Here is a 9018-nt window from a genome sequence, read left to right on the forward strand (position 1 = left end):
AACTCCAAACGTAGTCCAAGGCCGGCCATCGCATGCCGACCTGCAAAAACTTGCGGGTAAACCCGCCTCCCGTGGCGTCTTATGAGGCCTTAGACGCCCGATTCAAGGCTTCGCTGAGCAATCCGGCGGTGGCCTGCACCACCGGAATCACGCGTTCGTAAGCCATGCGTGTGGGGCCGATCACGCCAACGGCCCCCAGCAGCCGGCCCTGCGCGCCGAAGCTGGCGGTGACCACGCTGCAGCCGTCCAGGGCGGCGAAGCCCGACTCCTCACCGATAAATAGTCGCACGCCGGGCGCCTTTGCGCAGACTTCCATCAGCTGCAGCAGCTCATTCTTCTGCTGGAACGCCTCGAACAGCTCGCGCAGGCGGTCCAGATTGGCCAGCTCCGAATACGCCATCAGGTTGGTCTGGCCACTGACCAGCACGTCCTCGTTCTGTGGCGCGAAGGAGGCGGCGGCCAGCTCCACGGCGCTGGACAGCAGCTGGTGCAGTTCGCTGCTGGCCTCGCGCAATTCGCGCAGCAGGTGCGCGCGGATATCGTCCACGCGCAGGCCCACGAAATGCTCGTTGATGTAGTTGGCCGCCTGCTCCAGCTCGCGGCCGTCCAGCGGCTTGGCCAGCTGGATCACGCGGTTCTGCACCTGGTTGTCGGAAAACACCAGGATCACCAGCACCCGCGCATCGGGCAGCGGCACGAAATCGATATGCCGCAGCGGGAAGTCGGTCTGGCGCGGCACCGTGACCACGCCGGCGAAATGGGTCATGGCCGACAGCAGCGCGGAAGCATTGCCGACCATATCGCGCACGGTCATCGGGCCGGGCGGCAGCTCGCGCTGCAGGCGCACCATTTCCTCGCGCGGCAGCGGCTGCAGTTCGATCAGGCTGTCCACGAACAGGCGCAGGCCGCGCGGGGTGGGAATGCGCCCGGCCGAGGTATGCGGCGAGGCGACCAGCCCGGCCTCTTCCAGGTCGGCCATGATGTTGCGGATGGTCGCCGGGCTCACGTCCAGCCCCGACGAACGCGACAGCGTACGCGACCCCACCGGCTCGCCGTCGGTCAGGTATTGCGCAATCAAGGTGCGCAGCAGGCGACGGGCGCGGATGTCGAGATCTTGGTGAGGAGGCATGCGCTGTGGCAATCCGTGAGACGGTAAACAAATAAGGTTTGGGAAAACAGAATGCAAGAAACGGGCAAGGGGCGGCCCGGGGTCTCGCCGGGTAAACCGCCTACGCGCTACTCAGCCTTCGCCCCTCACCTTACAATCGTCCGATCCACTGCCGCCCTCCTCCATGCTTACCTCCCTCTACGTCCGCCATCTTGCCGTTGTTGAAGAAGCCGATATCAGCTTTGGTCCCGGCCTGACCGTAGTCAGCGGCGAGACCGGCGCCGGCAAGTCGCTGCTGGTCGATGCGCTGATGCTACTGGCTGGCGCCCGCGCCGACAGCGGCATCGTCCGCGCCGGCAGCGACCGCGCCGAGCTGGTGGCCGAGTTCGCACTGAAGGAGCTGCCCGCCGCGCATGACTGGCTCAAGCGCGAAGAACTGGACGAAGACGGCATGTGCCAGCTGCGCCGCGTGGTCCGCGCCGAAGGCAGCTCGCGCGCCTGGATCAACGGCCGCCCGGCCACCATCGGCCAGATGGGCGAGCTGGCGGCGTTGCTGGTGGAGATCCATGGCCAGCACGAACACCAGGCCCTACTGGAACGCGCCCATCAGCTCAACCTGCTCGATGCCTACGCGGAAAACGAAAAGCAGGTCGCCCAGGTCCGCAGCCTGGCGCTTGAATGGCGCGAACTGGGCGCGCGCATCCGCAAGCTCAGCGGCGGCGATGACCGCGAACACCGCCTGGAGCTGCTGCGCCACGAATTGTCCGAGCTGGAAAAATGGGCGCTGCCCGCCGCCCAGCTGGCCGAACTGGAAGCCAGTCACAAGCGGCTGGCCAATGCCAGCAAACTCACCGAAGGCATCACCGGGGTGGTGGATCTGCTCGACGGCGACAGCGAATTCGCCCTGCGCCAGGCCCTGAGCCGCGCGCATGCCGAGCTGGGCCGGCTTGCCGCGCTCGACGACCGGCTGGCGCCCATGCTGGACCTGCTCGACAACGCGCAGATCCAGCTCAACGAGGCGGTCGACAGCCTGGAGCACTACGCCCAGGACGTAGACCTGGATCCCGAGCGCTACGCCGAAGTGGATGCGCACCTCACGCGCCTGCACGAGCTGTCGCGCAAGCATCGCCTGCCCGTCGTCGAACTCGACGACAAGCGCCTCGCCCTGCAAACCGAACTGGCCGAACTGGAAAACGCGGGCGACGCGCTGGAACGGTTCGCGGCACAGCGCGATCAACTGCAGGCCAGCTACGCCAAAGCCGCCGAGGCGTTGAGCAAATCCCGCCAGACGGCCGCCAAGCGCCTGGGCAAAGAGGTTAGCGCGCTGATGGGCGAGTTGGGCATGGCCGGCGGCGTGTTGCAGGTAACGCTGGACGCGGCCGAAAGCAGCGATCCGGATCCGCAGGGCCGCGAACGTTGCGAGCTCTTGGTCAGCGCCAACCCCGGCCAGCCGCCGCGCGCGCTGCGCAAGGTCGCCTCCGGCGGCGAACTGGCCCGCATCAGCCTGGCCATCGAAGTGGCCACGCTGGGCAAGGACACCATCGGCTGCATGGTGTTCGACGAAGTCGATACCGGCATCGGCGGCGCCGTGGCCGAAGTGGTCGGCCAGAAGCTGCGCGCATTGGGTGCGCGCTGCCAGGTGCTGTGCGTGACCCACCTGCCGCAGGTGGCGGCGCAAGGCCATGCGCATCTACGCGTGAGCAAGCACAGCGAAGGCCAGTCCACGCAAACGCGCATCGAATCCTTGAACACCGAAGGGCGGCGCGACGAACTGGCGCGCATGCTGGGTGGCGTGGAGATCACCAAAGAAACCAAGGCGCATGCGAAGAAGATGCTGGAGCAAGCGCAGACGGCGTAATGCCGTAGGTTGGGTTATCCCGGAATTGATCCGGGGGTAACCCAACAATGCTTGCTTCGATGAAGATTTGTTGGGTTACGCTGCGCTAACCCAACCTACGCACTGCGCAAGTTATGGGGGGTGGATTCCGGCCTGCGCGGGAATGACAGCACGGGTGTAGCGAGGCCTATCCCCGCGTGGGAAGCAATCCACGCTCGCTGGCAATGCGGTACAGATCCAGTTCCGATCCCGCCCCCAGCTTGCCCATCAAGCTCGCGCGGTGGATATAAACCGTCTTCTGCCCAATCCCCAATTCCGCCGCCACCTGCTTCGGCGCACGCCCGGCCGCAAGCAGCAGAAACACTTCATGCTCGCGCGCCGTCAGGCGATCCACCGGATCGAGCGTGTCGTTGGGCCGTTCGGCGCGGCGCTGGCGCAGGTCCGAGCTCAGAAACTGCTCGCCGCGCATCACCGCGCGCAAACCGGCTACCAGTTCCTCCGGCGCAGCGCCCTTGGTGACGTAGCCACTGGCGCCGCGGCGCAGCGCCTCGGAAACATACGGCTCGCCATCGTGCATGCTCAGCACCACGATGCGCGTGCCGGTGGCGACACTGCGCAGATGCTCGATCAGCGGCAAGCCGCTGCCGTCCGGCAAGGACAGATCCAGCGCCACCAGATCGGGGCGGCGCTGGCTGATGGCTTCTACGGCGTCGTCGGCATTGCGGCATTCGGCCACGACCTCCAGGTCGGGCTCCATCTCGATTAGCCGTTTGAACCCCTCGCGGACGATGGCGTGATCGTCGACCAGAACAATGCTATGCATGAGCGGCACTGTAGCCTTTCGCGGCAAAGGATTGGAAGCATGCCCGCCCACTTGCCGCGCCCCTAATCCGCGGCCTGTCGCATACCATCTGTGCATGCGACTCAAATCCGCCTTCACCCTTTCCTCCGGCCCGCTCGCCGGCCTGGCCTACGCCCTGCTGTGGGCGCTGCTATGGCCCACTGCACAGCCTGACTGGACCCTGCAATTCGGCCTGCGCTTTGGCGTGCTGCTGCTGTCGCCCACGCGCTACTGGGTGTGGCTGATCGGCGGCGAACTGGTCGCGGCTGGCTTGATCGATTACCTGCACGGCTATTCGATGGGCTGGCGCGCCTTTGTCTACGGCGACCTGCCGCAGCCGATCGTGGTGGCGCTCTGCCTGGGCCTGCTGCGCCGGGCCAATCTGCGGCCGAGCCTGCGCGATCCGGAAGAGGTATCGCGGCTGCTGCTCTCGGCCGGCTTTACCGTGGTGGCGGCCACCGCCACCGACGCCTTGATGCTGACCCTGGTGCACCAGCTGCCACCCACCGGCCTGCTGCACGCGCTGGGCGATGAACTGCTCGGCAACTACGTAGGCCTGCTGTTGCTGGTGCCGCCCCTGGTAATGATCTGGCGGGCGCGGCCATCCCGGCAGGAAATGTCGGAGCTGCTGATGGACGGCCTGCTGGTGATGCTGCCCGCGCTGATCATCCTGCTGATCCTGACCGAACAGGCCGCGCCGCAGCGCGAATTTGCCCGCGTGCTGTCACTGGCGCCGGTACTGTTCTTCGCCTTCCGCCATGGCTGGCGCGGCGCCAGCCTGTCGATGCTGGTCTCCAGCCTGGGCATGGCCCTGGTCGACCGCGTGTTCACACATGTGATCCCCACCGCGTCCTCGCATATGTTCCTGGCGGTGGCCGGTACCGGTGCCCTGATGCTCGGCTCGGCCACCGACGCGCTACGCCGCAGCAGCGCCCGCGTGGCGGAGCAGAACGTGTACCTCGCCGCCGTCAATCGCCGCCTGGATCATCTCGCCCGCCAGCTGCGCGATGCGGCGCGCGGCAATATGCAGGCCGAAGAAAACCAGCGCCGCCATATGGCCGCGGAACTGCACGACGAACTGGGCCAGAACCTCACCGCCATCCAGACCCACGTAAAGCTGGCGCAGAGCCGCCTGCAGCAAGCCGGCATGGAAGACATCGGCACCTCGATCAACAGCATCCTCGGCCACATGCGCCGCGCCCTGCACCGCCTGCTGGATGACCTGCGTCCCGCAGTACTGGACGAATTCGGGCTGATGCGCGCGCTCGACGAAGGCCCGATCCGCGACCTGATGGCCACCGCCGGCATGGCCTATCACACCGAGCTGCACGGCGACCCGCGCCTGCTGGAAGAAGACATCCGCACTGCCATCTACCGCCTGGCCCAGGAAAGCGCCACCAACGCGGTGAAGCACGCCCAGGCCAATGAATTCCGCCTGCGCCTGCGCATCGGCGAACGCGCCGGCACCGCCCTGGCCCTGCTGGATATCCGCGACAACGGCATCGGCCTGCCCGAGCGCGTTCCGCGTGGCGGCCGCGGCCTGCAAGGCATGCGCGACCGGGTCACCTCGCTGGGCGGCCTGTTCCGCCTGCGGCCCGATCAGCAGGGCGTTCACCTGCGCATATTGTTGCGTAGCACCATTTCCCGAAGGGAAACAAGTGACTTGTGACACTGTAACTAGGAAATTTTCCAATACCGGCCCCGTAAAGCCTTCGTTACGATCACTCAATCGATGTGGGGGAGCCGCCATCGCAAGATGGTGAGCACGGGCCGACCGTGGGGACGGTAGGCCCGAAGAATGGCAGGATGCCGTTCCGCCGGAGTCTGGACAAACGCGTGTATCTCGAGCAACTCGGATACTCTGCAGTCAAGAGACAACGGTAAGCCGCTGGGCGGACAGGAGTCCTCCCGCGGCTTTTTTTATGGGCGAAACAAAAACTGCCGCTCGCGGCGGCAGTTCCCTGCTGGCAGTGCCCGCGCCCAGGTGGGCGCCAGCCACGGCCCGGCGAGCTACTTTTTCTTGTTGAGCGGCCGCACGTACAGCACCAGGCTGTGGTCCTGGATCTCGTAGCCGTGGCGGGCGGCGATTTCACGCTGCAGGCGCTCGATCTCCTCGCTCACGAACTCGATCACCTTTCCGCTGTCCACATCGATCATGTGGTCATGGTGCTGGCCGCGATCCAGTTCATACACCGCCTGGCCACCCTCGAAATTGTGCTTGCTGAGGATGCCGGCGGCCTCGAACTGGGTCAGTACCCGGTACACCGTGGCCAGGCCGATGTCTTCCTGGTGGGCCAGCAGCTTCTTGTAGACGTCCTCGGCGGTCATGTGCCGGGCGCCGTCCTCCTCGAAGATCTGGAGAATGCGCATGCGAGGGTGGGTAACCTTCAGCCCGGCCTTGCGCAGTTCTTGCGTTTCCTGCTCCATGGCAAGCTCCCGATACGCGGTGGAATCAAGCCATTAGTGTATCATCCGTTACCTTCACGATCCGGACGCAATACGAATGCAAAAGCTGATTCGCACGCTGGGCTTCGCCACGCTGGCAGTTTCTCTGGCCGGCTGCCATATCGTGTATACCCCCGACGTGGCCCAGGGCAATCTGTTCGACAAGACCATCGACAAGAACCTTGCCGATCAGCTTAAGCCGGGTCTGACCAAGCGCCAGGTATTGGTGCTGCTGGGGACCCCGTCCGTCGCTTCGCCGTTCGACCAGAACCGCTGGGATTACGTGTCCACGTATTCGCATCGCGGCGAAAAAATGCGCATGCAGTCGATGAGCCTGTTCTTCAACAACGATGTGCTCGTGCGCACCGAAGGCACCCTGTACTTCCAGGATGCGCAGAAGCTGGTGCAGCAGAGCAGCAAGTACAAGACCAACTACAACGTCAACGACAGCTCCGGCGACAAGAGCAGCGGTGCCGACAGCGGCGGCGACAGTGGTGGTGGCGACAGCAGCGGCAGCGATAGCGGCTCCAACTGATCGCTGCAGGGTCATGCCTTCGCCGGTGTGACCTGCCCTAGCCCGCCCGGCGTCGGCGGGCATCCTTGGGATCAAGGGTAAGCGGCCGGTAGATTTCCACCCGGTCGCCATCGTGCAAGGCATCGTCCGGTGCAACGCGCCGGGAAAAAATGCCCAGGTGCGACGGATCAAACTCCGCTTCCGGCATCTCCTGCAAGATCCCCGACTGCTCCACGGCCTGGATCACCGTGCTGCCGGTCGGTAAGGTCAAGCGATGCAGGCGTTGCCGGTCCGCGGTGGCACACACCACCTCCACGGTAATGGTTTTACCCGTAGACACGTTCCGCCTCGCGGCAGAAATCGTCGACCATGCGGCTGGCCAAGCCCTGGAAACCCAGCTTCAAGGCAGCACCGCCAAGGCGTCCGGCATAATCGAAATCCAGCTCCAGCGCGATCTTGCAGCCGTCCGTACCGAGCGGGATGAAATCCCACAAACCGTCCAGGCTGCGGAACGGCCCATTGACCAGACTCACCTGCAGGCGGCGCGGACGGTCGATGGTATTGCGGGTGGTGAAGCTGTGGTGGAAACCGGCGAACTTGAGATCGAGCCTGGCCACCAGCATGTTCTCCCCACGCTCAATCACCTCGGCGTTGGCACACCAGGCGAAGCGCTTTGGGTATGCTTCAACCTCATTGACGAGGTCGAACATCTGCGCCGGCGAGTATTTCACCAGAGCGCTGCGGCGGATTTCGATCACAGTAGCCTCTTTACAAGAATCCAGCCCGATCCCAGGTGCAGGCATTCTGCACCGGGTGGCAGGCCCGAAGTTTAACGGACATGGCAAAAGCTAAGGACAAGGAAAAGAAAAATGCCGGCGGCACGATCGCGCTCAACAAGCGCGCCCGGCATGAATACCACATCGACCAGCGCTACGAAGCGGGCATTGCCCTGCAAGGCTGGGAGTTGAAGGCATTGCGTGCCGGCCGGATCAACTTCGGCGACGGCTATGCCGTGGTGCTCAAGGGGGAGATCTTTCTGGTCGGCACCTCCATCCCGCCGCTGATCAGCGCCTCCACCCACGTGGTGGCGGTGGATCGCCGTACCCGCAAGCTGCTGCTGCACAAGCAGGAGATCGACCAGCTCATCGGCGCCGTGGAGCGCAAGGGCTACACCCTGGTGCCCATCGCCATATATTGGAAGGGCAACAAGGTGAAGGTGGAAATTGGCCTGGCGCGCGGCAAGCAGGAACACGACAAGCGCACCAGCGAAAAAGAACGCGACTGGCAGCGTGAAAAGCAGCGCACCATGCGTGCACACAATCGCAACGCCTGACCCTACCCTGCTGCGCGATTGATATCGCGCCGCGTCATCACGATATATACTGGACCAGCTTAAGCAATCTTTTCCCCGGGGGTGTCCTGGCTTCGACGGGGGTAGTGAGATAGCTTGGTGCATGCCGAGGGGGCAGCTTTCCTCGTAAATCCAGCCGCAAACTTATAGTTGCCAACGACGACAACTACGCTCTGGCCGCTTAAGGCCTAGCCCCGAACCCACGTGTGCCTGTGCTAGTGGATGTAGGGTCATTATCACGGGATCGCCCAAAGCTGCCGCCTGTCGGTCAGGGTTAAATCAAGCGGGCTGGTCCTTCGATGCGCTTCGCACATCGTGCTGTCGCGGGACGAGATCTAACGGTGAGCTAAGCATGTAGTACCGGGCGTCAAGCGCCTTCGGACGCGGGTTCGACTCCCGCCACCTCCACCAATTCATTCGGTTTCTTTGATTTTAAAGAAAATTTTAGTGCCTTCATCGCCCCCTCGGGGGTACCAAAGAAGGTACCAAATGCCGAAACCTTTGTTGCTCAAACGACCAAGCGGACTTTACGTCCGCTTTTTCGTGCCTGTCGATTTGCAAAAGCGGGTGGGCTCCACCTATGTGATTCGAAGCCTGCGAGGGGCCCGGGGGGATGATGCCCGGCTTATCTCTGCCGTACTTGGCTATGCTCTGAGCCAAGCATTTCAACGGTTGAGGATGGACGCCATGGCCGAACCCAAGGGGTTGCTTGAAACTGCAACGGCAGGGGTGAAAAAAGGCAAGGTTTACGACATCGAGCTTCCGAACGGGACCAAAATCCACATGAGTGGCCTGCACTAACTGGTCCAGATGTAGGGTTAGTTTAAGCAGCGAGCTTCAGATGTACATCCTGGATGGCTGGCAGGACAGCTTCAGGAGCCGGTGGCCGATAATTCAACGCGCTATGCGGCCGAACCGTGTT

General features: G+C 63.8%; 10 protein-coding genes and 1 other RNA gene. 6 read left to right on the top strand and 5 right to left on the bottom strand.

The features are described 5' to 3' along the window. Positions 1–79: 79 nt before the first annotated feature. Positions 80–1129: a heat-inducible transcriptional repressor HrcA gene (gene hrcA / locus IGX34_RS10820; protein ID WP_192555732.1), complete on the bottom strand. Its 1050-nt coding sequence runs from the start codon at positions 1127–1129 to the stop codon at positions 80–82. 163 nt (positions 1130–1292) lie between these two features. Between hrcA and recN the strand changes: the two genes are divergently transcribed. Beyond that, positions 1293–2966, top strand: a complete 1674-nt coding sequence (recN, locus tag IGX34_RS10825; RefSeq protein WP_192555733.1) for a DNA repair protein RecN — start codon at positions 1293–1295, stop codon at positions 2964–2966. A gap of 166 nt (positions 2967–3132) precedes the next feature. Here the strand turns inward: recN and IGX34_RS10830 are convergent, their stop codons facing one another. Next, complete coding sequence (locus IGX34_RS10830; RefSeq protein WP_192555734.1) at positions 3133–3768, bottom strand: response regulator; 636 nt, start codon at positions 3766–3768, stop codon at positions 3133–3135. Positions 3769–3862: 94 nt separating this feature from the next. Between IGX34_RS10830 and IGX34_RS10835 the strand changes: the two genes are divergently transcribed. Continuing rightward, a complete protein-coding gene (locus tag IGX34_RS10835; protein ID WP_192555735.1) occupies positions 3863–5455 on the top strand; it encodes an MASE1 domain-containing sensor histidine kinase in 1593 nt (530 codons plus the stop codon). Between the two features lie 341 nt (positions 5456–5796). On the opposite strand, the gene fur is transcribed toward IGX34_RS10835, so the two are convergent. Beyond that, positions 5797–6213: a ferric iron uptake transcriptional regulator gene (fur, locus tag IGX34_RS10840; RefSeq protein WP_192555736.1), complete on the bottom strand. Its 417-nt coding sequence runs from the start codon at positions 6211–6213 to the stop codon at positions 5797–5799. Positions 6214–6289: 76 nt separating this feature from the next. On the opposite strand from fur, the gene IGX34_RS10845 reads away from it, so the two are divergent. Then, positions 6290–6766 carry an outer membrane protein assembly factor BamE gene (locus tag IGX34_RS10845; protein WP_192555737.1) on the top strand — a complete coding sequence of 159 codons (477 nt, stop codon included), beginning with the start codon at positions 6290–6292 and terminating at the stop codon, positions 6764–6766. Between the two features lie 37 nt (positions 6767–6803). Here the strand turns inward: IGX34_RS10845 and IGX34_RS10850 are convergent, their stop codons facing one another. Together IGX34_RS10850 and IGX34_RS10855 are read right to left on the bottom strand one after the other, a co-directional pair. Beyond that, on the bottom strand, positions 6804–7085 hold the full coding sequence (locus IGX34_RS10850) for an RnfH family protein (protein WP_338015453.1): 282 nt from the start codon (positions 7083–7085) through the stop codon (positions 6804–6806). Then, on the bottom strand, positions 7072–7503 hold the full coding sequence (locus IGX34_RS10855) for an SRPBCC family protein (RefSeq protein WP_192555738.1): 432 nt from the start codon (positions 7501–7503) through the stop codon (positions 7072–7074). The genes IGX34_RS10850 and IGX34_RS10855 overlap by 14 nt, the downstream gene beginning before the upstream one ends. A gap of 80 nt (positions 7504–7583) precedes the next feature. Between IGX34_RS10855 and smpB the strand changes: the two genes are divergently transcribed. The 3 genes from smpB to IGX34_RS10870 all read left to right on the top strand — a co-directional run bounded on the left by smpB (position 7584) and on the right by IGX34_RS10870 (position 8897). Further along, a complete protein-coding gene (smpB, locus tag IGX34_RS10860) occupies positions 7584–8078 on the top strand; it encodes an SsrA-binding protein SmpB (RefSeq protein WP_192555739.1) in 495 nt (164 codons plus the stop codon). 77 nt (positions 8079–8155) lie between these two features. Then, positions 8156–8507: a transfer-messenger RNA gene (gene ssrA / locus IGX34_RS10865) on the top strand. 78 nt (positions 8508–8585) lie between these two features. After that, on the top strand, positions 8586–8897 hold the full coding sequence (locus IGX34_RS10870; protein WP_192555740.1) for a DUF6538 domain-containing protein: 312 nt from the start codon (positions 8586–8588) through the stop codon (positions 8895–8897). The last annotated feature ends 121 nt before the right edge of the window (positions 8898–9018 follow it).

Origin of the sequence: Dyella acidiphila (genome assembly GCF_014863405.1) — a bacterium.
GTDB classification, from domain to species: Bacteria; Pseudomonadota; Gammaproteobacteria; order Xanthomonadales; family Rhodanobacteraceae; genus Dyella_B; species Dyella_B acidiphila.